The sequence below is a fragment of the Chryseobacterium sp. T16E-39 genome, assembly GCF_002216065.1.
Classification (GTDB): Bacteria; Bacteroidota; Bacteroidia; order Flavobacteriales; family Weeksellaceae; genus Chryseobacterium.
Window position 1 is genome coordinate 1,979,857 of the sequence record NZ_CP022282.1, and the last position, 26,396, is coordinate 2,006,252.

The 26,396-nt window shown below is 34.6% G+C and carries 29 protein-coding genes; 22 read left to right on the plus strand and 7 right to left on the minus strand.

The window, feature by feature from the left end; genetic code table 11:
• Positions 1 to 7 precede the first annotated feature (7 nt).
• Both CEY12_RS08960 and CEY12_RS08965 read right to left on the minus strand, forming a co-directional pair.
• Positions 8 to 910: an ABC transporter ATP-binding protein gene (locus CEY12_RS08960; protein ID WP_089027371.1), complete on the minus strand. Its 903-nt coding sequence runs from the start codon at positions 908 to 910 to the stop codon at positions 8 to 10.
• Positions 911 to 990: 80 nt separating this feature from the next.
• Positions 991 to 1,977, minus strand: a complete 987-nt coding sequence (locus tag CEY12_RS08965; protein WP_089027372.1) for a gliding motility protein GldB — start codon at positions 1,975 to 1,977, stop codon at positions 991 to 993.
• A gap of 162 nt (positions 1,978 to 2,139) precedes the next feature.
• On the opposite strand from CEY12_RS08965, the gene CEY12_RS08970 reads away from it, so the two are divergent.
• The 6 genes from CEY12_RS08970 to CEY12_RS08995 all read left to right on the plus strand — a co-directional run bounded on the left by CEY12_RS08970 (position 2,140) and on the right by CEY12_RS08995 (position 5,274).
• The gene (locus CEY12_RS08970; RefSeq protein ID WP_089027373.1) at positions 2,140 to 2,673 is read left to right on the plus strand and encodes a GNAT family N-acetyltransferase; all 534 of its coding nucleotides are present in this window, start codon (positions 2,140 to 2,142) and stop codon (positions 2,671 to 2,673) included.
• A complete protein-coding gene (locus CEY12_RS08975) occupies positions 2,670 to 3,197 on the plus strand; it encodes a GNAT family N-acetyltransferase (RefSeq protein WP_089027374.1) in 528 nt (175 codons plus the stop codon). The genes CEY12_RS08970 and CEY12_RS08975 overlap by 4 nt, the downstream gene beginning before the upstream one ends.
• A gap of 11 nt (positions 3,198 to 3,208) precedes the next feature.
• Positions 3,209 to 4,000 carry an NAD(+) synthase gene (nadE, locus tag CEY12_RS08980; protein WP_089027375.1) on the plus strand — a complete coding sequence of 264 codons (792 nt, stop codon included), beginning with the start codon at positions 3,209 to 3,211 and terminating at the stop codon, positions 3,998 to 4,000.
• A gap of 76 nt (positions 4,001 to 4,076) precedes the next feature.
• Entirely contained in the window at positions 4,077 to 4,562 is a 486-nt protein-coding gene (locus CEY12_RS08985; RefSeq protein WP_089027376.1) for a ribonuclease domain-containing protein, read from the plus strand.
• A 48-nt stretch (positions 4,563 to 4,610) separates the two neighbouring features.
• On the plus strand, positions 4,611 to 4,916 hold the full coding sequence (locus tag CEY12_RS08990; RefSeq protein ID WP_089027377.1) for a GIY-YIG nuclease family protein: 306 nt from the start codon (positions 4,611 to 4,613) through the stop codon (positions 4,914 to 4,916).
• Between the two features lie 49 nt (positions 4,917 to 4,965).
• Positions 4,966 to 5,274 (plus strand): barstar family protein, encoded by a 309-nt coding sequence (locus CEY12_RS08995; protein ID WP_089027378.1) that lies wholly within the window; start codon positions 4,966 to 4,968, stop codon positions 5,272 to 5,274.
• A gap of 65 nt (positions 5,275 to 5,339) precedes the next feature.
• On the opposite strand, the gene pafA is transcribed toward CEY12_RS08995, so the two are convergent.
• Positions 5,340 to 6,986, minus strand: coding sequence for an alkaline phosphatase PafA (gene pafA, locus CEY12_RS09000; RefSeq protein WP_089027379.1), 1,647 nt, complete (start codon positions 6,984 to 6,986; stop codon positions 5,340 to 5,342).
• 105 nt (positions 6,987 to 7,091) lie between these two features.
• On the opposite strand from pafA, the gene CEY12_RS09005 reads away from it, so the two are divergent.
• From CEY12_RS09005 to CEY12_RS09015, 3 genes are read left to right on the plus strand one after another with little or no spacing between them, the layout of a single operon-like run.
• The gene (locus CEY12_RS09005) at positions 7,092 to 8,012 is read left to right on the plus strand and encodes a hypothetical protein (RefSeq protein ID WP_089027380.1); all 921 of its coding nucleotides are present in this window, start codon (positions 7,092 to 7,094) and stop codon (positions 8,010 to 8,012) included.
• 55 nt (positions 8,013 to 8,067) lie between these two features.
• Complete coding sequence (locus CEY12_RS09010) at positions 8,068 to 8,718, plus strand: hypothetical protein (RefSeq protein ID WP_089027381.1); 651 nt, start codon at positions 8,068 to 8,070, stop codon at positions 8,716 to 8,718.
• Positions 8,719 to 8,735: 17 nt separating this feature from the next.
• Entirely contained in the window at positions 8,736 to 9,278 is a 543-nt protein-coding gene (locus tag CEY12_RS09015; protein WP_089027382.1) for a GNAT family N-acetyltransferase, read from the plus strand.
• Positions 9,279 to 9,290: 12 nt separating this feature from the next.
• On the opposite strand, the gene CEY12_RS09020 is transcribed toward CEY12_RS09015, so the two are convergent.
• On the minus strand, positions 9,291 to 9,632 hold the full coding sequence (locus CEY12_RS09020; protein WP_089027383.1) for a winged helix-turn-helix transcriptional regulator: 342 nt from the start codon (positions 9,630 to 9,632) through the stop codon (positions 9,291 to 9,293).
• A 118-nt stretch (positions 9,633 to 9,750) separates the two neighbouring features.
• Between CEY12_RS09020 and CEY12_RS09025 the strand changes: the two genes are divergently transcribed.
• From CEY12_RS09025 to CEY12_RS09050, 6 genes are all read left to right on the plus strand, one after another.
• Entirely contained in the window at positions 9,751 to 10,161 is a 411-nt protein-coding gene (locus CEY12_RS09025) for a DoxX family protein (protein WP_089027384.1), read from the plus strand.
• 69 nt (positions 10,162 to 10,230) lie between these two features.
• Positions 10,231 to 10,815, plus strand: a complete 585-nt coding sequence (locus tag CEY12_RS09030) for a TetR/AcrR family transcriptional regulator (RefSeq protein ID WP_089027385.1) — start codon at positions 10,231 to 10,233, stop codon at positions 10,813 to 10,815.
• Positions 10,816 to 10,878: 63 nt separating this feature from the next.
• Entirely contained in the window at positions 10,879 to 11,616 is a 738-nt protein-coding gene (locus CEY12_RS09035; RefSeq protein WP_089027386.1) for an SDR family oxidoreductase, read from the plus strand.
• Positions 11,617 to 11,623: 7 nt separating this feature from the next.
• Positions 11,624 to 12,679: an aldo/keto reductase gene (locus tag CEY12_RS09040; protein ID WP_089027387.1), complete on the plus strand. Its 1,056-nt coding sequence runs from the start codon at positions 11,624 to 11,626 to the stop codon at positions 12,677 to 12,679.
• A 169-nt stretch (positions 12,680 to 12,848) separates the two neighbouring features.
• Complete coding sequence (locus tag CEY12_RS09045; protein WP_089027388.1) at positions 12,849 to 13,091, plus strand: hypothetical protein; 243 nt, start codon at positions 12,849 to 12,851, stop codon at positions 13,089 to 13,091.
• A gap of 98 nt (positions 13,092 to 13,189) precedes the next feature.
• Positions 13,190 to 14,254: a tetratricopeptide repeat protein gene (locus tag CEY12_RS09050; protein ID WP_089027389.1), complete on the plus strand. Its 1,065-nt coding sequence runs from the start codon at positions 13,190 to 13,192 to the stop codon at positions 14,252 to 14,254.
• Positions 14,255 to 14,337: 83 nt separating this feature from the next.
• Here the strand turns inward: CEY12_RS09050 and CEY12_RS09055 are convergent, their stop codons facing one another.
• Positions 14,338 to 15,351 carry a DUF2268 domain-containing putative Zn-dependent protease gene (locus CEY12_RS09055; RefSeq protein WP_089027390.1) on the minus strand — a complete coding sequence of 338 codons (1,014 nt, stop codon included), beginning with the start codon at positions 15,349 to 15,351 and terminating at the stop codon, positions 14,338 to 14,340.
• A 265-nt stretch (positions 15,352 to 15,616) separates the two neighbouring features.
• On the opposite strand from CEY12_RS09055, the gene CEY12_RS09060 reads away from it, so the two are divergent.
• The 7 genes from CEY12_RS09060 (at position 15,617) to CEY12_RS09090 (ending at position 24,707) form a co-directional block, all read left to right on the plus strand.
• Complete coding sequence (locus tag CEY12_RS09060) at positions 15,617 to 16,675, plus strand: AraC family transcriptional regulator (RefSeq protein ID WP_089027391.1); 1,059 nt, start codon at positions 15,617 to 15,619, stop codon at positions 16,673 to 16,675.
• A 146-nt stretch (positions 16,676 to 16,821) separates the two neighbouring features.
• Positions 16,822 to 19,674 carry a TonB-dependent receptor gene (locus CEY12_RS09065; RefSeq protein ID WP_089027392.1) on the plus strand — a complete coding sequence of 951 codons (2,853 nt, stop codon included), beginning with the start codon at positions 16,822 to 16,824 and terminating at the stop codon, positions 19,672 to 19,674.
• Positions 19,675 to 19,696: 22 nt separating this feature from the next.
• Entirely contained in the window at positions 19,697 to 20,878 is a 1,182-nt protein-coding gene (locus CEY12_RS09070) for a phosphatidylinositol-specific phospholipase C domain-containing protein (RefSeq protein WP_089027393.1), read from the plus strand.
• 161 nt (positions 20,879 to 21,039) lie between these two features.
• On the plus strand, positions 21,040 to 21,585 hold the full coding sequence (locus CEY12_RS09075) for a hypothetical protein (RefSeq protein WP_089027394.1): 546 nt from the start codon (positions 21,040 to 21,042) through the stop codon (positions 21,583 to 21,585).
• Between the two features lie 113 nt (positions 21,586 to 21,698).
• Positions 21,699 to 22,643: an RDD family protein gene (locus CEY12_RS09080; protein WP_089027395.1), complete on the plus strand. Its 945-nt coding sequence runs from the start codon at positions 21,699 to 21,701 to the stop codon at positions 22,641 to 22,643.
• 268 nt (positions 22,644 to 22,911) lie between these two features.
• Positions 22,912 to 23,820 (plus strand): alpha/beta fold hydrolase, encoded by a 909-nt coding sequence (locus CEY12_RS09085; protein WP_089027396.1) that lies wholly within the window; start codon positions 22,912 to 22,914, stop codon positions 23,818 to 23,820.
• Positions 23,821 to 23,978: 158 nt separating this feature from the next.
• Positions 23,979 to 24,707: a hypothetical protein gene (locus CEY12_RS09090; RefSeq protein WP_089027397.1), complete on the plus strand. Its 729-nt coding sequence runs from the start codon at positions 23,979 to 23,981 to the stop codon at positions 24,705 to 24,707.
• Positions 24,708 to 24,769: 62 nt separating this feature from the next.
• Here the strand turns inward: CEY12_RS09090 and CEY12_RS09095 are convergent, their stop codons facing one another.
• Positions 24,770 to 25,696 (minus strand): malate dehydrogenase, encoded by a 927-nt coding sequence (locus tag CEY12_RS09095; RefSeq protein ID WP_089027398.1) that lies wholly within the window; start codon positions 25,694 to 25,696, stop codon positions 24,770 to 24,772.
• A gap of 139 nt (positions 25,697 to 25,835) precedes the next feature.
• Positions 25,836 to 26,387, minus strand: a complete 552-nt coding sequence (locus CEY12_RS09100; RefSeq protein ID WP_089027399.1) for a biliverdin-producing heme oxygenase — start codon at positions 26,385 to 26,387, stop codon at positions 25,836 to 25,838.
• Between the last annotated feature and the right edge of the window lie 9 nt (positions 26,388 to 26,396).

A 26,396-nucleotide genomic window follows, 5' to 3' on the forward strand; every position in this document is an offset into this window, starting at 1 on the left:
CTGTATTTTAATTTTTTGTTATTTCCATGAACCAATCCTCTAAGCCTGCACTATTTTTTATTTCAAAAATTTCAGCATCATTCATGACAAGAGTTCTGGTTAGTTTAATAATATCCTCTCTGGATTGAATCGTTACTTCCACCATATTTTCATCTGTTATTTGAGGGGTATAGTATTCGGGAATATGTGGTAGAAAAAGAGAAGCATTGTTTAAGCCTATCCTCATATGATTGTGTCGGTAATGGCTATTGAGCTCTTCAACGCTTCCTGAAAACTTAATGGCACCATGTGATATAATAGCGAGGTGAGTAACCATTTTTTCAACTTCCTGCAACAAATGACTTGAAATAAATATGGTAATTCCCTGTTCTTTATTGAGTTTAAGTAGCAATTCACGAATCTCCAGCATTCCATTAGGATCAAGCCCGTTTACAGGCTCATCAAGAATTAACAGTTCAGGATTTCCAAGTAATGTCATGGCAATGGCAAGTCTCTGTTTCATCCCTAACGAATACCTTTTCATTTTCATTTTTCTGCTGTCCCAGAGACCTACTAAATTTAAAACCCTTTCACACTCAGCATCCGGAAGATCCCTAAGCTTAGAAAGAATCATAAGATTATCCCATCCGGATAAATGATCATAAAAAGCGGGACTGTCTATAAGACTTCCTATTTTTTGAAATCCTTCAGGATAAAGCTCAGGTAATTTTTGGTTAAAGATTTCAATCGTGCTATTTTCATCAGGAAGATTCCCCAACATCAGCTTCATTGTGGTCGATTTCCCAGCCCCATTAGCTCCGAGAAAACCAAAAATACTTCCTTTAGGCACTGAAAGGCTAACATCTTTTAAGATGAGTTTGCTTTCGGTAAAACCATAATTTAAGTTTTTGATCGCAATCAAATTTTCCATACTTAATGTGTTTATTGGTTAAAAAATAAAAAAAGACCTTCTGTATTTACAAAAGGTCTTATATAGGTATGATAATCTATCTATTTCGTTACACTTGGCTTATAACCAGACTGATTAAAAATTTCAGTCGCATCCAGTTTAAGAAAGTCGGTCAGCTTCATTTCAGGCTTTTCTTTCAGATACTTTTTGCAGATCTGCCACCCTGTGAAAATACCAATTTGAGGAGAAGATTCATTGTCGATATCTGTATAAAATTTAGAAAATGGTCCTGGTGAAATAAAGCGTTCTTCTAACCTGTGATCATCTCCAAATAATAAGTTACTTTCTACAAAATAATTCCAGATATTCCCTTCATTCCCTACTGCCCAGTCATATTGCTGTTTGGTATAATTCATTTTCAGATAATCTGGCATATCAGGCAAGAATGCATCCTGAAGGATCATTACCTTTCCATTATACACAAGCTGATCGATAAATTTTTGATGGTCTGTGGAGAAAGGAACAATATTCTCGGCAAACATTCTGGATACTTTAGGTACAATATTGTTAGGATTCATCGATTTTTGAAAATACATTTCCAAACCTCTGTAATTAGGGTTTTTATCACCCATGAAACCTGAGATATCTATAAATAAAAGATTTCCTTTTTCATCATAGAAAATAGGATCCTGAATCATCTGTAAAGCCGATGAAAAAAGATAAACTTTAGGACTCTGAAATTTAGGAAAGTAATATTTAATATGTGAAAACAGATCTTTCAGTTCTTTTTGAAGCTTTTGCTGATCTATCTTAGAAATTGCTTCATTATAAATTTTCATTTCCTCGGGATCTACTCTCCTTTTTCCAAAATCCGCGTCAGACACTGTACCCTGAAACCAGGGAAATTCCGCTTTGAATTTGTCCAAAGGAATATTCTGATCATAGAATTGTTTGGAAATATCAGTCAGCTCTACTTTTTCAACTGGGGTTTTCAATTCAACTTTCCATTGGCTATCAGATTCTTTTTTACAAGAATATAATCCCAAAACTAAAATTGAAGAAAGCGCAATAGTTCTAAAAATCTTCATTATTTTTACATGAAATTTAAGGGTACGAAAATACGGATTTAAACATAATATCGTGATGAAAAATAAAATAAACGACCTTTTTAGCTACAATATTTTCATTTTTTCATGATATAGAAAATTCTCCTATATTCCCAAACCCGGTATTTTATAAAAAACTAACAAATGCAACTGGAAACTGAAAGACTTATTTTAAGAAAGCTCGAGGAAAGTGATGCTGAACGTCTTTTTCTTCTTGACTCCAACCCAGAAGTTGTGAAGTATGTAGGTACTCCTCCTCAAACGGATATTAAGGAATCTGAGAATGTAATTAAAATGATCCGACAACAATACGCAGATAATGGTGTCGGAAGACTTGCTGTAATAGAGAAAAAAAGCAATTTGCTAATTGGATGGAGTGGATTAAAGTTTATTACTAAGGAGATAAACGGCTATAACAATATTTACGAACTAGGTTATCGTTTCATACCCGAGTTTTGGGGCAAGGGCTATGCTATAGAATCTGCAAGAGCCGCTTTAAGTTTTGGTTTTAATGATCTTAACAGAGAAATCATTTATGCGTGCGCTCACTGTGAAAATGATGGTTCTAATCATATTCTTAAAAAACTGGGATTTGAAAAAACCGGGGAATTTGAAGAACCGGATGGCATTTGTTTTTGGTATGAATTGAAACGAGAAAAATATAATATAATACAATGATTATAAGGCAGGAACAGGAAAAAGACTACCCTCAGGTTTTTAAGGTTGTAGAGAAGGCTTTTGAAAATATTGAACACAGCGATCATCAGGAACAGTTTTTAGTTGAAAAACTAAGAAAATCTGATGCCTTCATTCCGGAATTATCCATTGTCGCTGAAATCGATAATGAAATTGTTGGTCATATTCTTTTTACAAAATTATCAGTTAAAAATGATTCAAGCAGCTTCATCACTTTAGCACTGGCTCCCATCTCTGTAAAACCCGGATATCAGGGACAGGGAATAGGCGGACAACTGATCAATTATGGTCATGAGATGGCAAAAAAACTGGGCTATGAATCGGTTATTTTAATTGGTCATGAGAATTATTACCCTAGATTCGGGTACCAAAAAACAACCGATTTTGGTATCTCATTTCCTTTTGACCTTCCGGAAGAAAATGGAATGGCTTTGGAACTTGTACCAGATGGCTTAAAAAACGTAAATGGGATGGTAAGATATCCTAAAGAATTTGGAATAGATTAAAAAAATAAATAATGCAAACACAAAAAGTAATCGATCATATTGTAGGCTGGTTAAAGGATTATGCAGAGCAATCAAAAGTAAAAGGATATGTAATCGGTGTCTCTGGAGGAGTTGATTCTGGAGTAGTCTCTACTCTGGCTGCCATGACTGGGCTGAAGACTTTATTAATTGAAATGCCAATTCGGCAAAAAGAAGATCAGGTGAATCGTGCCTGGGAACATATGAATGATCTTACATCAAAATTTCCAAACGTAGAAGCCATGTCAGTTAATCTGTCCCCCGCTTTCGAAGAACTGTATAAAACGTTTGATGTAAAAGATGATTTGTACCCTAATGAAAAATTAGCTTTTGCAAATACAAGATCACGTCTGCGCATGCTTACGTTATATTATTATGGACAGCTTAATGGTTTATTGGTTTGTGGAACGGGAAATAAAGTTGAAGATTTTGGAATCGGTTTTTATACGAAGTATGGTGATGGTGGTGTAGATGTTTCTCCAATTGCGGATCTTTATAAAACTGAAGTGTATACTTTAGCATCCGCTTTAAATCTTGTAAAGAATATCCAGGAAGCTATTCCTACAGATGGGCTTTGGGATGCAGAAAGAACTGATGAACAACAAATTGGTGCTACCTATCCTGAACTGGAAAAAATACAAAAGGAATACGGAACAAAGACAGCTGACGATTATGAAGGACGTGACCGTGAGGTATTTTTAATATTTGACAGAATGCATAAAGCCGCTCAGCATAAAATAAATCCGATTCCTGTTTGTGATATCCCTGAAGAATGGAGATCTTAATATAATGTACCAATGTATTTAGCAATTCCTTCATTATAAACTAGTATATTGGTGTATTGGTAAATTATCTAATAGTATGAATAGTAAAATGAGACCTTTATTTTTTGCCTGCCTCGGACTTCTTTTTGGGATGTCCGTAATGTATGTTTTCAATAAATTTTCTGATTCAAAAAAAGATGTTCAGAATCCAAAAGTTGAATACAGCTGTACCTCAGCTAATACAACAGATCAGCAATCTATCGAACAACTGACTGCTGAAAAGACTGTAATCAGCTATGTAAAACAGAATCATCAGCTTCCCCACTATTATATTACAAAAAACGAAGCTAGAAAAATGGGCTGGAATCCTTCACAGGGAAATCTCTGTGATGTGTTGCCTGGACGCGCAATTGGTGGAGACCGTTTTGGGAATAGAGAAGGCAGTCTTCCAAAGGGAAATCAGTATTTTGAAGCTGATATTAATTACAACTGCGGAAACAGAAATGCTGACCGTATTATTTTTACAAAAAACGGAGATGTTTATCTTACCAAAAATCATTACAAAAGTTTTGAAAAACAATAAATAAACGAGTCATTGCGAGGAGCATAGCGACGAAGCAATCTTTAGTAAATGAAAGCTGGCTTTATATACATAATGACAAATAAAAACAATACTACCCTTTACACAGGAGTAACATCAAATTTGTATAGCAGGGTTGTAAAGCATAAAGAAAAGTTTTATCAACGTAGTTTTACAGCTAAATATAATCTTGATAAATTAGTATATTGGGAATCTTTCCAGGAAATTGGAGATGCCATCTATAGAGAAAAACAAATAAAAGCTGGCTCAAGACAGAAGAAAATAAATTTAATCTTTTCAATGAATCCTGAATGGAGAGACTTAACTGATGAAATTAAAGATACCTTTACAGATTAATGAGATTGCTTCGTCACTTTGTTCCTCGCAATGACAAAAAGAAAAAAATATGAAAACAATATATATAGATTTTACAGATATAGGAGATTATGAGGATTTTTATGCTCAATTAAAAGAGAAGATCAATCTTCCGGAGCATTTTGGGGATAATCTTGATGCTCTTTACGATACAATCACCGGTGGATTAGAGATGCCACTCCATCTTGAATTTGTTAATTTAACTGTGGATCAGCTGGAACTTTTTGAAGATCTGCTGACCACTTTGGAAGATGCAGAAGAAGAACTGGAAGGTTTCACTTTCAGCTATTACCTTGAACAGTATGAAGATGATGATGACGAAGATGAACTTGCAGATTAATCAAAAATCAGGTTAAAAAAAGACGGACTCAATTGAGTCCGTCTTTTTTTATATTTTCCGTTGAATTATTTTCCAATGACTTCTGTAATAGGATTTCCAACACTTCCACTTGGGAACTGAATTTTCAATAAAGAAGAAACCGTAGGTGCAATATCCGTCATAAAGTACGGTTTATTACTTTCTCCGTGTTGAACTCCCCATCCCATAAACAATAAAGGAATATGAGAATCATAAGAGTTCCATACACTATGTGTTGTTCCTGTTTTTGCATAAGGAGGCAACATAGAGTCATGAGAGATCAATTGAATATCCCCACTTCTTTGTCTGTTGATCCCATTGATGATCCTTTGTTTGATCGGTTCAGGTATTGTAGATTCCTGCACTTTGGTTACGGAAACAGCATATAAAACAGTAGGATCATTTTCTAATTCTTTAACTGCGAAATCTACCACAGCATCCAACTCGATCTTGTTGTCTTTCAATAATTTTCTATCAAAATAAATCTGGTAATTGTCAACCGCATTGATCAGTTTATCTACACCAAATTTTTCTTTCAATTTCTGGTTAATGTCTTTCTGGCTGTTTTCACCAAAGAAACCTGTAGGAATTTTATGCTCCTGTAAGAAACCTACAGAATGTGCACCTCCGTGATCTGCAGATAAGAAAACAGTGTATTCTCCTTTTCCTACTTTAGAATCCAGATAGTTGAAGAATTCCGCAAGGTCTTTATCCAGTCTCAAATACACATCCTCTACTTCGATAGAGTTAGGTCCAAATTTATGACCCGCATAATCAGTAGATGCTAAATTGATCGCAAGGAAATCTGTCACATCATCACCCCCCAACTTTTCACCTTCTACAGAAGCTTCAGCCAGTTTTAGAGTCAATGTATTTCCAAAAGGTGTATAACGGATGTTATCCTTTTTATCTTTATAATCTTTTGCTAAATTACTATAAGGAAAAGTTGGTGTTTTTGAACTTCCTAAAAGACCTTCCCATGCAGAATTATCTGGGGAGCTTTCAGTGTATTGGTTGATAGGCAATAAAGTATTCCATCCATTAGAAACCAATTTTTCAGGTAAATTCTGTGAGTTGAAAGATTTTACCCACTGTGGCAAATCATTCATATACCATGTACTGGTAATGAAGTTTCCTGTAGAATCATCAAACCAGAACGCTCCGTTTGGGGTATGTCCTGCAGGAAGAATAGAAGCACGGTCTTTTAAAGACACTCCTACTACTTTTGCCTGGAAGTTGGTTGCTAATTTTAATTCATCGGTAACTGTTGTAGACCAAAGGTTCTTTGGAGAGTGGCTCCCTATTTTAGCATTGGTTGTTCCAACAGGCTGCACACTTTCATCGGTCGTACAATAGACATTCTTTCCTGTTTCTTTATCTGTCCAGTCATTTCCCGCAATTCCGTGGATTGCCGGAACAGATCCCGTATAAATACAAGTATGTCCTAAAGCAGTGATTGTAGGAACATACGGAATATGGACATTATTTAATGCATAACCAGTATTCAAGAGTCTTTTGAAACCATCATTTCCGTATTTACTGTAAAAACGGTAAAGATAATCCCAACGCATCTGGTCTACGACTAATCCTACAACTAATTTAGGTCTTTCTACCTGAGAATTTTTGTTCTTCTGAGCATCGATTGTAACTACGGACAACATAGTAAGTGCCGCAATTGAAATTTTCCTAAGCATCTAGTAAATTTTTATTGCTAGCAAATTTACGTGTTTTGAAAGTTTTGTAGTATGAAATTTTGATTAAATTTGGATTTTGCACATTAATTAAAATAAATATACTTAATGAACACAAAGACTATTTTCTTATTCCTTTTTCTTATTACGACTTTTAAGATATTTGCCTATCCCATTGAACCCAGGCCTCTTAGGAAATTAATCATCGAATCGGAAAATATCGTTTATGCAAAAGTAAAGGATATTAAAGAAAATAAGCTTGCAAAACCTAGTGATTGGAACAATAGCCACATCGCAATTCTTGTCATTCAGGAAGTTTTACAGGGAAAACTGAATACTCAAACAATTGAGGTCTATTTTTCACCTGAATTTTCATGTCCAATGCCTGCACATTATAAGAAAGGTACTACAGTTCTTGCATTTCTGGATAAAAATAAGGATGAAGAAGGGTATAAAACCCATGCGCTCAGTTATGGGGCTAAAATATTAAAAAAAGAAAAATATTCTATTTATAAAAATAGAATCATAGAAATGCAGAAAATACTGGAAATAAAAGATGAGAATGAGAAAAAAATTAAAACAACTGACTGGCTCGTTGATTGTTCATTAGATCCTGTAACAAGAGAAGAGGGAATTTTTGATCTTACCTCCAATACTAATTTCATGTATTTTGCGGAAGACACAAATAAAAAACCAACCTACGAATTCGAATTAAATGAAATTCAAAAAAATAAACTTAGGGCCGCTTTTTTTGCTGCAAAAAAAATAGATACTTTAGATCTGGAGATGGTGGATTTAGTAAAGAAGGAAAATGATAAAGAATTGTTAGATTTTTTGATCCTGAATTTTAAAAAACAAAATGAGAAGGAAAATGTAGGAGATCAATTTATGATGATGAAAATTGCAGATTTAACTAATCGGAATGATTTAAAACAAATCATAAAAAAGAGCTACGATACAGAAATTTTCGACAAAGATTATTTTAAAATACAAAAACAGATTGTAAAGGAATTTGTCAGTAAACTATAATTCCTCTCAAATCCAAAGATAACCAACATAACACATTACCCAAACACCACAAAAAATGCAATCACAAGAACTTAACAATGAGAATGAATCTTCTTTAAAGCCATCCAACTGGAATTCACATTATATCTACGGATTTATTAATGGGAATCCAATGCAGAAAATTTCTGATAAAGAGGCAGTGTCGGAAATTATACGGAATACAGCCGGTCTTCAGGGTTTTATTGGTATAGACTCTATTTTCCATCCTTATTATCTTGTCAATGAAAAAGGTGCAACAGCTTGGGATCTCGCATGGTTCTCTATTTACCTTAAAGATCAAAAAGCCATTACAGAGATCGCCAATAATGAAACGGCCATCGTTGTCGAATCCGAAAATTTAGGACTTGAAGAGTTCAGAATTTGGCCGAATGATAGTGTTGATCCTAACAAATATGAGCAATACCAGAAGTTTGTCCCTTTCATACTGCCGTACCTTACGTATTCTGAGAATGAAGAAAGCACTCCACACTGGGCTAAAATGGTCAATGCTGAAATAGAACTTCAGGGACATGCCGAAACCTATATTGAAAATTTCAACAATGTTTTTTCTCAATTTGTTACAGGGCATATCATGACTTTAGGATTTGGTACTTTCGACAGGGAAAATCCTGACAGCCTGATTGAAAAGTTCACCAGTTTTTATGAAGAAAACATAGCTAACCGATAAATCCATTTCTCTTTTTTATGATAGAAATTAAAAAACTTGAAAAACTTTCATCTGACCCAACATCTGACTGGGGACTTAATGGCTATGAAACCGACACAATATTTGTAGTATCAACTATTGGAATGGGCAATACTTTTGAATTTTCTTTACGGAAAAAAAAGCAATATTATAAAAAAGTATGGGAAACAGGTTCTGAAGATCTTGCCGAACTTAATGAAATCATAGCGCAAGGTCACTCTTTCGGAGCTTTTGAAGGGGATGAATTAGTAGGATGGCTTATCGCTGAATTCAGAACATGGAACAACAGCTATTATATTGAAAACATATTAGTCAGTGAAAAATTAAGAGGACAGGATATAGGAAAACAACTGATTAAAATGGCTAGCAAAGAAGCCAGAATTTTAGGGTGCAGAATTGTGGAGCTGGAAACTCAAAATACCAATTACCCTGCTATAAAATTCTATCAGCGGGCAGGGTTTAACTTTACGGGAATCCATACCAAATTATATAAAGATTCTACTGAAACAGCACTATATATGAGCTTTGATGTTTTATCTTAGTTTAAAATACATTTACCAGTCACTCAGAATTCTTGACCTGTGAGATAATCCCCAAAAATGCAGTTCATCCAGCACTTTTTCCAGGGACATCCCATGTTCAGTAATAGAATATTCTACTTTTGGTGGAACAGTATCAAAGGCTTCTCTTTCAATCAGCTTATTCATTTCCAAAAGCTTCAATTCTTTGGATAGCATTTTATCTGTAATTCCGGTTACTTCCTTTGAAAGTTCTTTAAATCTCTTGGGTCTTTCAGATAAAGAAAATAGAATCAGTAATTTCCACTTTCCTTCGACAGCTTCTAAAGCATCCTTGATGGAAAGCATTGTTTTAGGACATCCTCCTTTTGCCAGCATAACTCATTGATTTCATTATTACTTTCCGGTCAGAAAGCACTTTCCACCGGGAAAGCAATCCGACTCGGATAACAAAAGTAAGTAATTTTGGTCCATTAAAAATGAATAGACATTACTTATGAAAACTTCAAAAATCTTAAACATCACAATTGTGATCGCACAAATCCTTTTATCCGTTTCATTAATTTGGGCATCATCTATGAAACTCTTTCAACCTGCTGACAAATTAGCCCGGATGTGGCCATGGACTTCAGACAACAGAGAATTAGTTATCCTCACCGGAATTATTGATGCAGTAGCCGCGGTTGGGCTCATACTTCCGGACCTGATGAGATCAAAAACGAAACTTACAGTATATGCGGCTTATGGAATTATTGTACTAATGATCTCTGCAAGCTTTTTTCACATCTTCCGGGGAGAGGCCTCACAGATTGGGGTTAATATTGTATTTCTTCTTATTGCTTTATTTATCATTTGGGGCAAACACCAAAAACTGAAAATTTTCAATTCAATTGACAAAATCGATTAAAGATATTGTCAATTTTATTTTGTACCAAATAGTACAATTATATATCTTTGCTTTATCAAAATCATCATCATGGCAGGAAGACCTAAAATATTCGACGAACATCAGGCAATTGAAAAAGCCACTGAAGTTTTCAGAGCAAAAGGATATGATGCCTCTTCTGCAGATGAGCTACTCAATGCCATGGGAATTGGAAAAGGAAGTTTTTATCATGCTTTCAAAGGAGGAAAACAGGAGCTTTATATTCGTTCTATTGAACAATTTTCCGCAGGTTTTCTTAAAAGATTTGAAGATCAGCTTCTCCAATCTGACAATGAGATTGAATTAATTAAAACATTCTTTTTACAACTTGCAAAAACACCGGACTGTGATAAGGAGACGGGATGTTATCTTGGAAATGCTTTAGTCCAGTTGTCTGAAAAGGATATTGAAGCCAAACATATATCCGCCCAGCTTCTAAAAAAACTGCAACATACTTTTGAGAAAGCAGTTAAAAAAGCCCAGAATAGCGGACAAATTAAAAATACAGAAGATGCTGAAATTATTGCATGGCACCTCACCAACCTATGGAACGGGCTTCATGTCACAAGACGAATGGAAAATTCTTCCAAAATACTTAGGTCATTAATTGAAATCAATTTAAAAATACTTGACTAAATTTTTTTAAACAATTTTGTACCATTTAGTACAATAATAAAATTAATATTTAAAACAACAGTTATGAACATTACAAACAACACTATCCTTATTACAGGAGGAGGATCAGGAATCGGATTAGAAATCGCAAAATTATTGAACCCATCAAATAAAGTTATTATTGTGGGCAGAAATAAAGAAAAACTAGATAACGCAGCAAAAGGTCTAGAGAATGTTTTCACTATTCAGGCGGACATAACCAGCGAAAGTGACATTAACCGTTTGGTAGAAGAAATCAAAACCAGTTTTGGGGAATTAAACATCCTGATCAACAATGCAGGAAATGCATATGCATACACTCTATCAGATTCTTCCGATACCTATACTAAAGCGGTAGCAGAATTTACGACCAACTACTTCGCCCCTATCCGTCTCACCGAAAAACTCCTTCCTTTACTGAAGCAACAAAATGATGCAGCCATCGTGAATGTTTCTTCTATCGTGGCTTTTATACCGGGTTCTCATGTACCTACATATTCGGATTCCAAAGCTGCTTTGCATTCGTATACAAGGCTATTAAGATATGAGTTAGCAAAAGATACCCATATTAAAGTCTTTGAATTGATGCCTCCATTGGTAGATACAGATTTCTCCGTGGAAATTGGTGGCCGGGAAAATGGTATTCCTGCTTCTGTAGTCGCTGAAGATTTGGTAAAAGGACTTCAGGAAGATACTTATGAAGTACGTGTTGGCGACACTGAAGTCGTTTACAGCAACTTTTTTGCCCATTCAGAAGGAGCCTTTGGTGTACTGAATAAATAATCAGGTCATGAAATATAAAATTTTCGGAAGCAAAACAGGCCTTAGAGTTTCAGAACTGGCTTTAGGAACCGGAACTTTTGGTACACGCAGAGGATATGGCTCACAGCCAGATGAAGCTAAAAGAGTTTTTGAACGATATATTGAAGCAGGGGGAAATTTTGTAGATACAGCAGATGGTTATCAGTTGGGTGAATCTGAAGAAATACTCGGTAATATGATGGGTGACCACCGTCAAAATCTGGTTTTATCAACAAAATATTCAATGGGTGGCCGTGAGCTGCTAACTTCCGGAAACAGCCGCAAAAATCTCATCCATTCTGTAGAAGCAAGTCTGAAAAGACTTAAGACAGATTATATCGACCTTTATTGGGCACATCTTTCAGATGGACAGACTCCTATCGAAGAAATAGTTCGCGGTTTTGACGATCTGGTCAGAGATGGAAAAATTCTATATGCTGGTTTTTCTAATTTTCCAGCATGGCGAATTGCAAGTGCCTCTCTGCTGGCTGATTTACGTGGGTGGTCTCCAATTGCAGGTATTCAGATTGAATATAATTTAATTGAACGCACTCCCGATCGTGATCTATTACCAATGGCCGAAGCACTTGGTCTAGGAGTGGCATTCTGGTCTCCACTTGCGGGCGGTCTGCTGACAGGAAAATACAGAAATCCTGAATCTATTGAAAATTCCCGCAAAAAAGAATGGAATGGATATTTACTTAAGGATGAATCAGGGCCACGTGAAACAGCTATTATTGATGCTCTTGAAAAAATTGCCAAGGAGAAAGGGGTACAGGTTGGTCAGGTTGCCCTTGCATGGCTTCGTCAAAAGCATCAATACAGCTCGTTGTCAACCATTACTATTCTGGGAGCTAAAAACGTAAGTCAATTAAATGATAACTTAGAATCACTATCAACTGTACTCACTGATGAAGAGCTTGAAATATTAAATGAAATAAGTGCAGTTTCTTTAGGTTCGCCTCACGAAGTCATTACCAATATTCAACCTGTTTTATTTGGAACAAGTTCCAATCAAGTGATACAAAATGGTCCGGTAGCCTAAAGTACATCTTATCTTTCATTACCTAATACATACCAAACAATACTGGTGCTTAGTTTTAACACCAGTATTATTTGTGTTTACAATCTTAATAAATTTCAACACCCCTACTCACCAAATGGTGTGTTAATATTTTTACTATATTAGTAATCAACAAACTAAATCCTTTACTATGAAAAATTCAAAGAAATTAGCAAGAAAAGATCTGGTATTAGTCAGTGGTGGCGGTGATGTCGCATATGCTTTTTGCCTTGACGGAGTTTGCCCTCCTGCAGGCCCCGGATATAATACTTATTGCGATGGGGATAAGTGTTTCAAAACTCCTAAATCCGGGGGTGGCCCGGGAGGCGGATGTCTCGAGCCAAGACGTTTATGCCAGGAGTGGGAAACTGGATGTGGATGTATCTATTTATGATATAAGAATAAAAAAGAGCAGCTATCTGCTCTTTTTTATTTCATGAATCATCCTAATAATTTCTCTAGCTTTGTACTTTAAAACTAACACCAACCTTTATGTATAAATATTTTTTAATTCTCCTGCTTACAACTCAATATATCCACGCACAAAAAAAAACATTTAAATGCGAAAAGATTTATGATGCTGTAAAGCTTGTTGATCAAAAAAAATATGATGAAGGGATTGCTCTTCTCAAGGAGTGTGAGAAAATAGATCCTTTAGATGATTCTTATCCGTACGAGATAGCATTAGCTTATACATACAAAGAAGACTACAAAAATGCCATTGATCAATTAGAAAAAATAAAAAATTATGATAATCTAACTGATGAATATTTTCAATTATTAGGCAATAACTATGATTATATTGGGAATCTCAATAAAGCTATACAAACATATGATGAAGGGTTAAGAAGATTTCCCAACTCAGGAAGGTTATATCTTGAGAAAGGAGTTATATATGAATTTGATAAAAAATATTCAGAGGCCATAAAAATTTTTGAAAAAGGAATTGAAGTTAATCCTGAGTACCCATCAAATTATTACAGAGTATCAAAAATATACCTTAACTCATCTGATAAATTATCCGGTTTATTGTATGGTGAGATATTTTTAAATCTTGAAAGAACAAGCGAACGATCAAGAGAAATCAGTAAATTACTGTATGATGAGTACAACAATTCTATCAATCTAGGTACTGATGAAAAAAAAGGAATAAAATTTTGTGACATCATAATTGATGCGTCGAAATATGAAAAAAATAAAAAGTTCCCTTTCTGTATGATTTTTGGTAAAAGCTTTGTCCTTTCAATAATTGACCAAAAGGAATTTAATTTAGATAATTTAGCTGTAATGAGAACATCCTTTATCAATGAGTATTTCAAAGAAGATTACAAAATGTATCCCAATATTTTATTTGAGTATCATAAGAAAATGAAGGATAATAATGTGTTCAATGCTTATAATCATTATCTATTTCAAATGGGAGATGAACAAGCCTTTAACAACTGGAAAAAAAATAACCTGTCTGAATATGATATGTTTGTCAAATGGTACACTTCTAAAGAAAACATTTTAAAAATTAACCAAAAGAATGTATTCATTAATGATGGAATGAGATAAATTCAAAATAAAAAAATACCTAAGAGTATGTTTTGTTTTTGAACTCATCTCTAACAATAAATAAATGTACTTGAATAATATATTTATAATGAACCAATATACTTTTCATACTCACTTTTTTCTAAAACCTGCTTGGGAGTAAGTTGATATACATCTTTCCATGAATCCGGGCCATGTTTTTCCACATATTTTTCGACAATTCTAAATCCAAGCCAATAATTTAAAGTCTTTGGAGCCTGTGGGAAAAGTTTTTTTCTGTCATTCCTTAATAACGGATTATCTCCGGAGGTATCGGAGAAATAAGGTTTCATCTCTGTAAAGATCTTTTTTTCATTTTTAAGATACCATGCCCAATTTTCCTGTGTCATATTTTCAACAGCGTTATGCTTGTCCATTTTTCCCTCAAAAAATACCCAGGTAAAATAGCATGCAAAACCCTCATCAATAGTCTGACTCAAAGCAGAATTTTTATCAGCATCCTTATTTCGAAACTTTTCATACACCAAATGATTGAGTTCATGAGGTAATCCTTTTTCCAGCGTAAGTTCAGGATCAGTATTCTCATTATTGAGTTCAAGTGCAAATTGTTGAGCATTACAACCTCCGAAACCAATTCCGGTTAATGGAGTAAAGAGTATACTGATCGTTGCCTTGGGTTGATATGGAACCAATCTACTGAATCTCTTTAGGTTTGTCATCAACACTCTATTGAGGTTCAGCGTTAAGAGCTTTTTGGTCTTATTATCAAATTCTATCTTGTGTTTTGGATACAATGTTTTATTCCACTGGACCATACCTTCCGGATTATTGTATAAAGCAGCATTTTTTTCACCAAAGATCATCGCATAACAACTATCCCAAAGTTTCTGGTGAGGCTGATACACCTTTTCAACGATCATCTTTTCATTAAAAGAATTATTGCGATGTGCCAAGATCTGATATTTGAAAAGATTTTTAATCACAATATCATTCACTTTAATACTGTCTGCCACCTTTTCAACATCTTTTTCAAAAGAATTTTCAGGGTTTAATTTTTGATTGGTTGAACAAAAATACACAGTAATAACACTGAATATTAATAAGGTAGTTCTTTTCATCTGTGGTTTATCATTTAGTATTCTTAGTGATCAAATATTATCTTGCGGCTGTCTATACAATAGACAATTCAAAAATAAATTTTATTACACATGAATTATACATTTAGAAGATTTTTTAATAATATTTTAAGTATAAGTTCAAAAATATAAAATATAGCTTTTCAAAAGTCAATATTTTTTGAAAAAGAATGTTTACTGAAAATTTAATAATCTGTTAAAAATAGACTTCCACTTTATTAATAATTTTGACCAGATCTATTTGTGTATGTTATCTATTTTAATGGTTGTAATCCTACAGGCAATTATAACGCTTGCAGTCCTGCTTTTTCTGGCTCAAAACAGAAAGTCTTTTCATAATATGCTATTATTGTATATATTAACTGTTGTACTGGATATGGGATACGAATATTTTATCATAAACAAATTCGGTTATGAATCTATTCTGTATGAAATACCTGGAAGTTTGAGAATTTTTAAAGGTCTCATATTCTTATATATAACGTTACATTTTATAGAATTCAAGTGGCGGGATCAGTTAAAATATCTATTATTTCCTTTCTGCCTGATCGTTTTATTTCATAGTGTGGCTCTTTCTGCCAAGTTGTTTGAGTACCGGGAAGCAGACGCTCTTATTCATTTTTATAAAACCTACCTTGTCAATTATTACGTTTATTATTGGTCTACGAGTCTTATGATCTGTATTTTCTTATTGTATAAATATCAAAATAAGATTAAAAATCCTTTTTTTAAACAATTCCGGTTGTTTCTCTCTTTTATTTTTTTAGGAGTTATTGCATTTCGGTTGAGCCCGAAATTTGGAATAGATATTCTTCTGTTTCAAAAAATATATCTTCTCCTATTCTTAATTCAGTTCGCCTGGATTTTGTACGTTTATATTTTAACGTACCAGGAACAACTTAGAAAAGATGTGCCAATCCCTCCTGCAGTGGAAGTAACTGTTAAAGAAAAATATCGGTATAAAGATCTTTCTAAAATAGATTTCAAAAAAATACAGACTTCAATTGAAGTATTCTATGAGAGCAGCAGCATTTATTTAGATGAAAACTTTACGCTCGATGATCTATCTCATAATTTATCTGTTTCTAAAACAGATCTTACCATCACTTTCAATCGATATCTGGATTCCAATTTCCATGAATACACGAATCGGAACCGGGTTTTACAATTTAAACGCATGCAGGAAGAAGAGCCTGGCATGAATGTCACAGATCTCGCTTTTCAATGTGGATTTAAATCTAAATCAACCTTCTATAAGTATTTTAAAAAAGAATTCAACTGTCTTCCCAAAGAATATGCATTGTGACAACAAATCTATATTACAATTAATTAATATTCACAAACATTTAATAATCAACATATTAAAACAAAGTCAAGTCTACTTGGGTTTGTTAAAACTTAAATGAACTCTGTTCTTTTCGAGAGAAAACATCTTTGCGGAAAATTTATAAGATGTTACGTAGAAGATTTTTTTTAACAACTGCAGCATGTTTTCTATTGGGAGGTTTTGCCATTGCCCAAACTACAGTACATGGTGTCGTTATCGATCATCAAGGCAATCTCCCCAATGCCTTAGTGTATCTGGAAAACAGCAATGAAAAGATAACCTCTGATACAGATGGATCGTTTACTTTAAGTAATGTTCCTGACGGGAGTTATAGACTGATCGTGGAGTATACAGGCTATGAAAATACCTATTTAGCCTTTCGTGTCATAGATAAAAGATCAGTTGACCTTGGAACCGTTACAATTACGGAAAAGAAGATCAAAGAAAACAATATTCAGGAAGTAGTTGTTGCCAGTGTATACAAAGCTTCTCAGGCACGGGCTATTACCATGAAAAGAAACTCCAACACCATAACAGAGGTTTTGAGTGCGGATGCCATTGGTAAACTTCCGGACCGTAACGCGGCTGATGCTGTACAGCGTATGCAAGGAGTTTCCATTGAAAGAGATATGGGTGAAGGCCGTTTTGTGGCTGTTCGTGGAACTCCTGTGCAATGGACGGCTTCGACATTAAATGGTAACCGAATGCCCAGTGCCAGCGGTGACAATGCCAACAGAGGGGTTCAAATGGACATTTTCCCTTCGGAATTGATCCAAAATGTACGTTTATCGAAAGCCCTCACTCCTGATCTTGATGGAGACGCAATAGGCGGAAATGTAGATTTTATGACCAAAACGTCACCCAATAAAGAAACTCTGGCTATCAGCACTTCTACGGGATATGTGAATATGTCCAGGTCCCCTACCTTCAACTCTTCAATTGTGTATGGAAATAAAATTACAGATAAACTGAAATTTATTTCATCTGCTGTAATATGGGAAAGGTCAGGAGCCATAGACCAGATGCGGAATATTTTCAATTATGGACTTACAGATCCTGTGGCTTCTTATTCTATCAATCAATTGCAGTTGCGTGATTATGTGGCTAACAGAAGGACGTTAGGTTTTAATCATGCAATGGATTATGAGATCAACAGCAAAAACAAACTGTATTTCAAAGGGCTATACAGTCAGTATAAGGACGGCCAATCCGTAAGAGAGACTTATTTTAATTTCGACAATAAAAATGTTACGCTACAAGCCAGGCATGCAGATTATCTTACAGATCTGTATTCTATGCAGTTTGGAGGTAACCATCAGGCAGGCCAGCGCCTGGAAATAGATTGGTCATTATCAAAAGCCAGATCCACTTTCAAATTTAATTCTCCAAAACAACTGGAAGAACATGAGAGAGGTTATCCTATTGTCAATTTTGTACAGCCCATGACTTATGGAAACCTGGCTTCGGATGGTCGAAAATACTTTGCAATGGACGCTCCCGATGGCGTTGGTGATCCAAACGGCTACACTCTACCCTATACTCAAAATCCAATTTCAGGAAATCAATTGAAATTAAATCAGGTTATTCTTAATCAAAATAGAAATAGCGAAACTGACCTGCGCGGACAGGTTGATCTAAAATATAAGGTGGCTGAGAATTTCAAATTGCAATTCGGGACCAAATTTAATAACAAAGAAAAAATCGTTGATGCAGCTGTATTAGTTTGGATGCCAAAATCAGCATTAGGAATTTCGGGAGCTTCGATCAGTTATATGAATCAGTTTGAACAGACAGCTTTTCCATTCAATGGAGGTTTTATGAATCCGATAGGCAATCCATATGATTCTGTGATCATTAATCAAATCAGCAATGGGCAGATCGATCAGTTTTATAGTACAGATACTCAGAACAATCTTGGCCTTTCTCAGGTAAGCGGTAAAAACAGCAACTCGAATATCACCAGTTCTTACCATGGGCGGGAAAATGTATGGGGAACGTATCTGATGGGAACCTGGAAGCTTAATGAAAACCTACAATTCCTGGGGGGAGTACGAAATGAATACAACGACATTTCTTTTTATGGTAAAAAAGTAATTTCAGATAAAGCAGGATCGAAAGTGGAAGATATCCAAGACGGTAAAAAATATAATGTCTTTCTCCCTATGATCAATATGAAATGGAACCTCACAAAAGACCAGATCATAAGAGCTGCCTACACAAAATCTTTTGCAAGGCCTGACTTTAATGACCTTAATCCCGGAACTATTGTCAATGACCTTTCTAATACAATTACACAGGGAAACACCCAGCTGAATCCTACATTCTCTAATAATTTTGATCTTATGTTTGAAAATTATTTTGGAAAACTGGATATGATCACAGCGGGAGCTTTCTATAAGGACATTACTGATCTTATCTACAAAGATCAGTCTATTGTAAACGTTAACGGAATCCCCTATACATTTACAACTCCAAAGAATTTGGAAGGTGCTAAGCTGTATGGTTTTGAAGTTGGAATCTCCAAGCGTTTTGAAAATCTTCCCGGATTTCTGAAATATATTGGTTTTGAAGGAAATTACACCTACATCGCTTCTGAAATGAATATGCCTGTTTATACTAACGGACAACAAACCGGAACAATGAAAACCACGATTCCTAATCAGGCGAAACATATCTTCAATACGATTGTATTCTATGAAACCAGTAAGTTCATGCTCCGACTCGCTGGCAATTACAAGAGAGATTATGTGAGTGAGATCAGAACTGCAGCTGGACCGGATCATTATCAACATTTTGACAAAAATTTTACCGTTGATGCTTCTACCTCTTACAGCATTAATAAAAACATTAGATTATTTGTCGAGCTGAATAATATTTTCAATGAACCCAACCGATATTATATGGGAACAAAATCGAGAGTTGAAAATATCTCGTATTCAGGGATCAGAGGACAGCTCGGTGTAAACTTCAATTTTTAATCAAACAATAAACCTCAACTTTATGAAAAAGTATATATGCGCAGCAGCAATTACTGCTGCAGGAATCTTTCATGCACAGGAAAAATGCAAAAACATCAAAATTAATCAGCTACAGGTGCTAGGAACACATAATTCATATGCAGAACCTGTTGATCCTAAAGTACTGGAGCTTGCCGCACCAATCATCAAAAATCTGATGGCAAAATATGATTCCAGCATGTCTCCTGAACAAAAAGCAAAATTCCAGGAATACCATCCCAATGGAATGGACTTCCACGAAGCGCTGAATTACAATCATCCGGATTTCAAGCAACAGCTGAATGCCAATCTTCGTGGATTGGAACTGGATGTTTATTATGACCCCGATGGTAATCGTTTTACCAATCCAGCCTCTTACCGTGTATTGAGAGAAAAAGGGGTAAAGGATCTTGCACCACATAATACCAAAGGATTAGATCAACCCGGTTTTAAAGTTCTTCATATGGCTGATATCGATTTCAGATCACATTATCCAACTTTAAAAGATGCCTTAACAGAGCTTAGGGAATGGTCTGATCAGCATCCTCAACATACTACTATTTTTATCATGATAGAAGCTAAAGACTCAGGATTTCCAATTTTTCCAAACAGTAGCCAGGTTCTACCTTTTACTCAAAAGGCATATGATGAATTGGATCAGGAAATTGTTCAATATCTGGGGAAAGATAAAATCATTACCCCGAAAGAAGTTCAGGGTCAATTTAAAACACTCAGAGAAGCAGTGCTTCATAACAATTGGCCTAAAGCAGAAAACAGCAGGGGTAAATTTATATTTATGCTATTACCAGGAAGTGCAGGAACCAAATCGACTAAAGACAACCCTTATCTCATTAACGGTTCCCTGGAAAAAAGGCTGATGTTCATGGAAAGTGAACCTGAAGATGATTTTGCAGCTTTTATTTTAAGGGATAATTCTATCGTACGCCAAGAAGAGATCAAAAAAATGGTACAACAAGGATTTATGGTTAGAACAAGAGCCGATATCGAGACCTATGAAGCTAAAGTAAATGATCTGACCCGAGCCAAATCAGCTTTTAGCAGCGGGGCTCAGGTAGTGTCAACTGATTTCTTCAGGTCCGGGAACACCTATGGAACTCCTTATTTTGTGCAGCCTCCCCGGGATAAAGATTATTTTCTAAATCCCATTAACGGAAATTGTCAATAAGTAGCAGCCGGCAGCCTCCATTAATGAGGCTGTCCTTTTATAACCCTTTTTCCCTGTTACAAGAAAAGTAAATTCGAATATAGTATCTGACTTATACTTTATATGTAATTTTTTAAAAGCTTTTATTAAATTTGACCTATTAAAAAAACTACATTCCCTCGATGAGCGTCAATAAAAATGTCCTTGAAAAAATGTCAAGCCAGGAGCTTGAAAAATATATCAAACCAGATACTAAATTTGTTCCACAAGCGATTCAATATGCATTTGAAATATTGGAATCCAGAGGAAAGGAATTTAGTCCCGAAGAAATTGAAAGAAGGAACTCTTTACTAATAGAAAAAGAAAAAACAGAACCTACAATTCACGCCAATCATATAAAAGCAGCCAATTTAATTTATCTTTCTGGTGCATTAGGAGTTGCTAATGTAATCTGGAACTATGAAACAATTAATTCAGGACTTGCAATCTTTATAGCAATAATAACGATTTCATTCATTTTTGGAATAGGTTACTTAGCAGGAAAAGGTACTGAATGGATAAAATATCTTCTTATGATCCTTCTTATTTTGGGGGTTGTAGGATTTCCAAGTATATTAATTACTCTAAAAATAGATCCTGTACTTGGAATTATAAATATCATCCAAACCATCCTTCAAATATGGGCGGCCGTTTTGCTATTTAAGGTACCTAAAACGGTAAAATTATAATCATAATTTATGGGTTAGCATCACTATATAATAAATATACCTTTAGGGATGCATTTTACCCCTTTAAGACTAGATAAATTTTACTATTTTCGCACACAAAATTAGTAGCAAAAATGGAAAACAATTTATTCTTATCTAAATTCTGGTCGAGAATCTGGGCCTTATTAATCGATTCACTTATTCTTGGAATCTTTGGGTTTATATTAGGTTTTATATTCAAAAATTTTTTTATCTCTCTGGGGGAAAGTGCAAAGTTAATTGGCTGGGCCATTTCTCTAATTTATTTTTCTGTCTTAAATTCCAGCATTAATAAGGGACAAACCTTTGGTAAGAAAATGATGAGTATTCAGGTCGTGGATATTAAAGGAAATTTTATAAGCTTAAAAAGTTCATTCATCCGGGCTTTAGTTCTTACTGCACCTTTTTTTCTTAATGGATTTAAAATTCCAGGAGCTACTGCATTTTCGGTGGTCACAATTATTCAGGGGATTATAATTTTCAGCCTGGGTATTGGAATCACTATCTTTTATATTTTCAATAAAGAAACGAGACAGTCACTACATGACCTTGCCGTTAAAACCTATGTTGTCCAAGAGTACAGAAACAATACTGTCACGATAATGCCTCATGTGAAAAAATTATCATTTTATTTGACAGGCGGTCTTTTTCTAATCGTAATACTTACTTCGATCTATTCAGCCAATAATAATTCAAATATTACAAAATTAACTCCTGTTTATGAAAAGCTATTAAAGCAAAATAATATTTCAGATCCAGTTGTTTCCTGGAGTCAAACAACTTTACTAGGCAGTTCTAAACCTCAGTCTATCATTTATACGGTATCTTTTAGAGCAGATCAGAAATTGGAAGATAATAAAAACAACCCCCAAATTAAACAAGCCGCGAAAATATTTATTGACAGTAATGCTTATGAATCAGACAACAGCATTTTAAATGTGGTTATCAATTCAGGTTTTGATATTGGTATTGCCAGGCAAACCTATTCGTACAATGTTTACATGCCTATTTATAAGTGGAGGGAACAAATAAATAACTGATAAAAATAATTTCACACAACATAAAACGCATCACCTGATGCGTTTTTTATATTTATTTACTAAAATTTCAAATTATTACTTGTATATAATTAAATATCTTTATGCAATAAAAAAATTAAACAGCAAATGGTTCAATACAGAGATGAAGATATCATTAATAGCCAGAATCTCGAATTTGATAGGATTTTAAAAATCCTGATCGATAAGATCAAAAATGTAATAAATTAATCACCCAAGCTGTTCTATAAATATAAAATGAATAAAGCATATGAAATTCCTTTTCTTTACTCTACTATTAATCATCAATACCCTATCAGCCCAATCCGGATCTGAGGATTTTTTCCAGACCAGTGATCATGTAAAGATCCACTACAAAGTTTCCGGAAACGGAGAAGCATGCATTTATGTTCCTGGTGGACCTGGGCAAGGATATCCATCATTTGAACTGATGGGTGGTAATCATCTTGAGAAAAATTTAAAAATGATCTATATGGATCAGAGAGGATCCGGAAAATCAGCGCAGTCAGATGATTATCATTTAGATAAAATGGTACAGGATATTGAGGAATTGAGGCAGCATCTAAAATTAAATAAGATTTTTCTTATGGCTCATTCCTTTGGTGGAATCATTGCAGTAAATTATGCCAAGAAATATCCTCAACATGTAAAGGGTATTATTTTAGCAAATGTGACCTTGCATTTTTTAAACAATGAATCAGTTCAGGAACAAATTGAATATGCTAATCAACTTCTGCATTTAAAAAACAAAAAAATAGAAAAAGACAGTTTGTCCTCTGAACTATCGACATTAAGTAAGGCTTTAAGATCAAAAAAAATGGGATATCGATTCCTTACAGATGATATTGAAACGATCAAAGAAATGGACAAAATTGATTCGCTACATCCACGAATCATTGATTTTGGAATGGCTGTCATCACCAAGCCTAAAGAGTTTCCGGAATATTATGCAGACTATGCTCCACTTACAAAAGACATAAATGTTCCAACTTTAATTATCACAGGAAAAAAAGATAAAGCAGTGGGTACAAAACATTACCAATCATTTCAATTTCCTAACAAAAAAATAGCGTCCATTGATGGCGGGCATCTCCTCTATTATGAGGAAAATAAAGAATTCATCAATGCTGTTTGGGATTTTGTACGTAGAGAAAAATAAAAGATTATTATTTAAAGTAATACAAACGCACTGGATAGTGCGTTTTTTTTATGATTATTCGGTCGTCAAATAAAAAATAATATCATCGTACTTCCATTATTGTAACATTTACTCATTTTCAGTGACTTAATACTATATAACCCGCAAATTATATTATTATGAAATCAATACTTATATTCTGCTCTATTCTTATAACCACCTTATCAGCTTCTTTTCTACATGCTCAAAATAAGGTCCAGACTCCTGAAAAGAATGAAATAATTACAGATCTGATAAAGAATGAAAAAGAGAAAATGATCTGGTATGCCTTGATAAAGGATACATCCAGAGTCGAAATCGCAAAAATATTTACAGATATTAATCGCTATGACAAAAGCTTCAGTGTGAAAACAACTGTAAAAATGACAGGTAAACCCGATTGGATCGATGAAACAACTGCTGAGCTACCCCAATTAAAACCCATAAAACATAGCTCTTTCAATACAAACAGGGATATGGTATTAAATTTTGGAAAAACAGTTACCGGATATTATACAGACAAAGCAACCAATACTAAAACTGATATTAATGAAAAAGTAGAAGGAAGCTTTTTCGACAGCAACCTATATCCTCAAATCATCAGATGGCTACCGCTAAAAGAAGGTTACAAAACCGACATTGCCATTTTTGATTATAATCCTAAAGCAAGTGGAGTGATGAAAGCTCACATTACCAATACCCAAAAAGGAACTTTCAAAAATAAAGAAGTCTGGATCGTCAGTGTTACCGATGACATTTCCAATAATGCAGTAAAGATGGCTTTTTACATCGATACGAAATCCAACCAGGTATTGAAACAGGAAATGGATGCAGGAGGAAGAAAAATGATAATAGAGAGAATAGAGTGAGATTAGAATAAAGAGAAAACGCGCCCTTCGGGCGCGTTTTCTTTATGTAAAGTTTAATTTAATTAAAACTTCAAATCTCCGTTTACTTCTCTTACCGCTTTAGCAGCTTCAGCAAACTTCAATTGTTCTTCTACAGTAAGGGTAATGTTTACGATCTTTTCAACACCGTTTTTACCGATAATAGCAGGAACTCCCAAGCAGATATCAGTTTGGTTGTATTCTCCGTCAAGCATTAAAGAACAAGGAATCATTTTCTTTTGATCACAAGCAATTGCCTGAACCATTACAGAAACAGCTGCACCTGGTGCATACCAAGCAGAAGTTCCTAATAACTTAGTTAATGTAGCTCCACCAACTTTAGTTTCTTCAATTACATATTTTTGTTGCTCATCATCAAGGAATTCAGTTACAGGAACTCCATTTCTTGTTGCTTTGCTTAATAAAGGAAGCATTCCTGTATCACTATGAGCAGCGATTACCATTCCGTCAACATCAGAAATAGGACTTTCTAATGCTTCAGCCAATCTGTATTTAAATCTGGCAGAATCTAATGCACCTCCCATTCCGATGATCTTGTGTTTTGGAAGACCAGAAGTTTTGTGTACTAAATAAGCCATTGTATCCATAGGATTAGAAACTACAATGATAATAACCTCCGGAGAATGTTTTACCAGGTTAGCAGTAACATCTTTTACAATTCCTGCATTAATACCGATCAATTCCTCTCTTGTCATTCCAGGTTTTCTTGGAATCCCTGAAGTGATCACTGCTACATGAGAACCTGCAGTTTTGCTGTAGTCTCCTGTTGTTCCCGTAATTTTGGTATCAAAACCGTTAAGTGACGCTGTCTGCATCAAATCCATTGCCTTACCTTCAGCAAAACCCTCTTTAATGTCTACTAAAACTACCTCTGAACAGAAGTTTTTCATAGCGATGTATTCTGCACAGCTTGCACCTACAGCGCCTGCACCTACTACAGTTACTTTCATAATGTATACTTTTTAAAATTATTTATTTTTAGTTCAGTCTAAAAATTTGACTCCCAAATTTAACAATTCCTGAAAAATTGAGCAATCTTTCAGGAAGTTAATTATCTGCAAAAGATATATTTAGATTTTAGACCGGAAATTAATTGACGTTCAGTAAAAACGTATATAATTTTTTAGCTCCCGATAATACTTCGTTGAAGTTCTCTTCCGTCACTTCTGTATCCAGAACTTCCTTAAAGTTTTTCCACATTGGTCCCGTATTTTCCTGGTAACATCCGAAGAAATTGAAAGTTACCTCATCAAAACCCTCTGTTTTAGAAAGCTGCTTAGCAATCACATTCCCTCCTAATGTAGAGCCCTCGATGACATACATCATTCCTAATGCCTCATGTTCATTATTAACTTCAAGAGTATGGGAAACGTTTTGATTTTCCAAATCAAGACTCTTAAGATCCTTTTCAATCAGGGGAAGTTTTACTCTTTGGTTGAGCTGAAGCTTTTCAGCGAATTTTCCATTAAGACTATTGAAAATTTTATCTTCAGAATGCAAAAGCATCAGATAATTGGTATTGATGATTTTTTTATAATCCTCCAAAGTAAAAGTCTTATTAAAAATCTTTTCAGAGTTAAAAAGTTTTTCAGCAGCATCATGATATTCCGCTGTGTTTTGTTTAAGATATTCCGATACCATATTAGCAGT

Bases quoted from the DNA above. Each gene is read 5' to 3' on its own strand.
- CEY12_RS08960 (WP_089027371.1), bottom strand. From the start codon at position 910: ATGGAAAATTTGATTGCGATCAAAAACTTAAATTATGGTTTTACCGAA.
- CEY12_RS08965 (WP_089027372.1), bottom strand. From the start codon at position 1,977: ATGAAGATTTTTAGAACTATTGCGCTTTCTTCAATTTTAGTTTTGGGA.
- CEY12_RS08970 (WP_089027373.1), top strand. From the start codon at position 2,140: ATGCAACTGGAAACTGAAAGACTTATTTTAAGAAAGCTCGAGGAAAGT.
- CEY12_RS08975 (WP_089027374.1), top strand. From the start codon at position 2,670: ATGATTATAAGGCAGGAACAGGAAAAAGACTACCCTCAGGTTTTTAAG.
- nadE (WP_089027375.1), top strand. From the start codon at position 3,209: ATGCAAACACAAAAAGTAATCGATCATATTGTAGGCTGGTTAAAGGAT.
- CEY12_RS08985 (WP_089027376.1), top strand. From the start codon at position 4,077: ATGAATAGTAAAATGAGACCTTTATTTTTTGCCTGCCTCGGACTTCTT.
- CEY12_RS08990 (WP_089027377.1), top strand. From the start codon at position 4,611: ATGAAAGCTGGCTTTATATACATAATGACAAATAAAAACAATACTACC.
- CEY12_RS08995 (WP_089027378.1), top strand. From the start codon at position 4,966: ATGAAAACAATATATATAGATTTTACAGATATAGGAGATTATGAGGAT.
- pafA (WP_089027379.1), bottom strand. From the start codon at position 6,986: ATGCTTAGGAAAATTTCAATTGCGGCACTTACTATGTTGTCCGTAGTT.
- CEY12_RS09005 (WP_089027380.1), top strand. From the start codon at position 7,092: ATGAACACAAAGACTATTTTCTTATTCCTTTTTCTTATTACGACTTTT.
- CEY12_RS09010 (WP_089027381.1), top strand. From the start codon at position 8,068: ATGCAATCACAAGAACTTAACAATGAGAATGAATCTTCTTTAAAGCCA.
- CEY12_RS09015 (WP_089027382.1), top strand. From the start codon at position 8,736: ATGATAGAAATTAAAAAACTTGAAAAACTTTCATCTGACCCAACATCT.
- CEY12_RS09020 (WP_089027383.1), bottom strand. From the start codon at position 9,632: ATGCTGGCAAAAGGAGGATGTCCTAAAACAATGCTTTCCATCAAGGAT.
- CEY12_RS09025 (WP_089027384.1), top strand. From the start codon at position 9,751: ATGAAAACTTCAAAAATCTTAAACATCACAATTGTGATCGCACAAATC.
- CEY12_RS09030 (WP_089027385.1), top strand. From the start codon at position 10,231: ATGGCAGGAAGACCTAAAATATTCGACGAACATCAGGCAATTGAAAAA.
- CEY12_RS09035 (WP_089027386.1), top strand. From the start codon at position 10,879: ATGAACATTACAAACAACACTATCCTTATTACAGGAGGAGGATCAGGA.
- CEY12_RS09040 (WP_089027387.1), top strand. From the start codon at position 11,624: ATGAAATATAAAATTTTCGGAAGCAAAACAGGCCTTAGAGTTTCAGAA.
- CEY12_RS09045 (WP_089027388.1), top strand. From the start codon at position 12,849: ATGAAAAATTCAAAGAAATTAGCAAGAAAAGATCTGGTATTAGTCAGT.
- CEY12_RS09050 (WP_089027389.1), top strand. From the start codon at position 13,190: ATGTATAAATATTTTTTAATTCTCCTGCTTACAACTCAATATATCCAC.
- CEY12_RS09055 (WP_089027390.1), bottom strand. From the start codon at position 15,351: ATGAAAAGAACTACCTTATTAATATTCAGTGTTATTACTGTGTATTTT.
- CEY12_RS09060 (WP_089027391.1), top strand. From the start codon at position 15,617: ATGTTATCTATTTTAATGGTTGTAATCCTACAGGCAATTATAACGCTT.
- CEY12_RS09065 (WP_089027392.1), top strand. From the start codon at position 16,822: ATGTTACGTAGAAGATTTTTTTTAACAACTGCAGCATGTTTTCTATTG.
- CEY12_RS09070 (WP_089027393.1), top strand. From the start codon at position 19,697: ATGAAAAAGTATATATGCGCAGCAGCAATTACTGCTGCAGGAATCTTT.
- CEY12_RS09075 (WP_089027394.1), top strand. From the start codon at position 21,040: ATGAGCGTCAATAAAAATGTCCTTGAAAAAATGTCAAGCCAGGAGCTT.
- CEY12_RS09080 (WP_089027395.1), top strand. From the start codon at position 21,699: ATGGAAAACAATTTATTCTTATCTAAATTCTGGTCGAGAATCTGGGCC.
- CEY12_RS09085 (WP_089027396.1), top strand. From the start codon at position 22,912: ATGAAATTCCTTTTCTTTACTCTACTATTAATCATCAATACCCTATCA.
- CEY12_RS09090 (WP_089027397.1), top strand. From the start codon at position 23,979: ATGAAATCAATACTTATATTCTGCTCTATTCTTATAACCACCTTATCA.
- CEY12_RS09095 (WP_089027398.1), bottom strand. From the start codon at position 25,696: ATGAAAGTAACTGTAGTAGGTGCAGGCGCTGTAGGTGCAAGCTGTGCA.
- CEY12_RS09100 (WP_089027399.1), bottom strand. From the start codon at position 26,387: ATGGTATCGGAATATCTTAAACAAAACACAGCGGAATATCATGATGCT.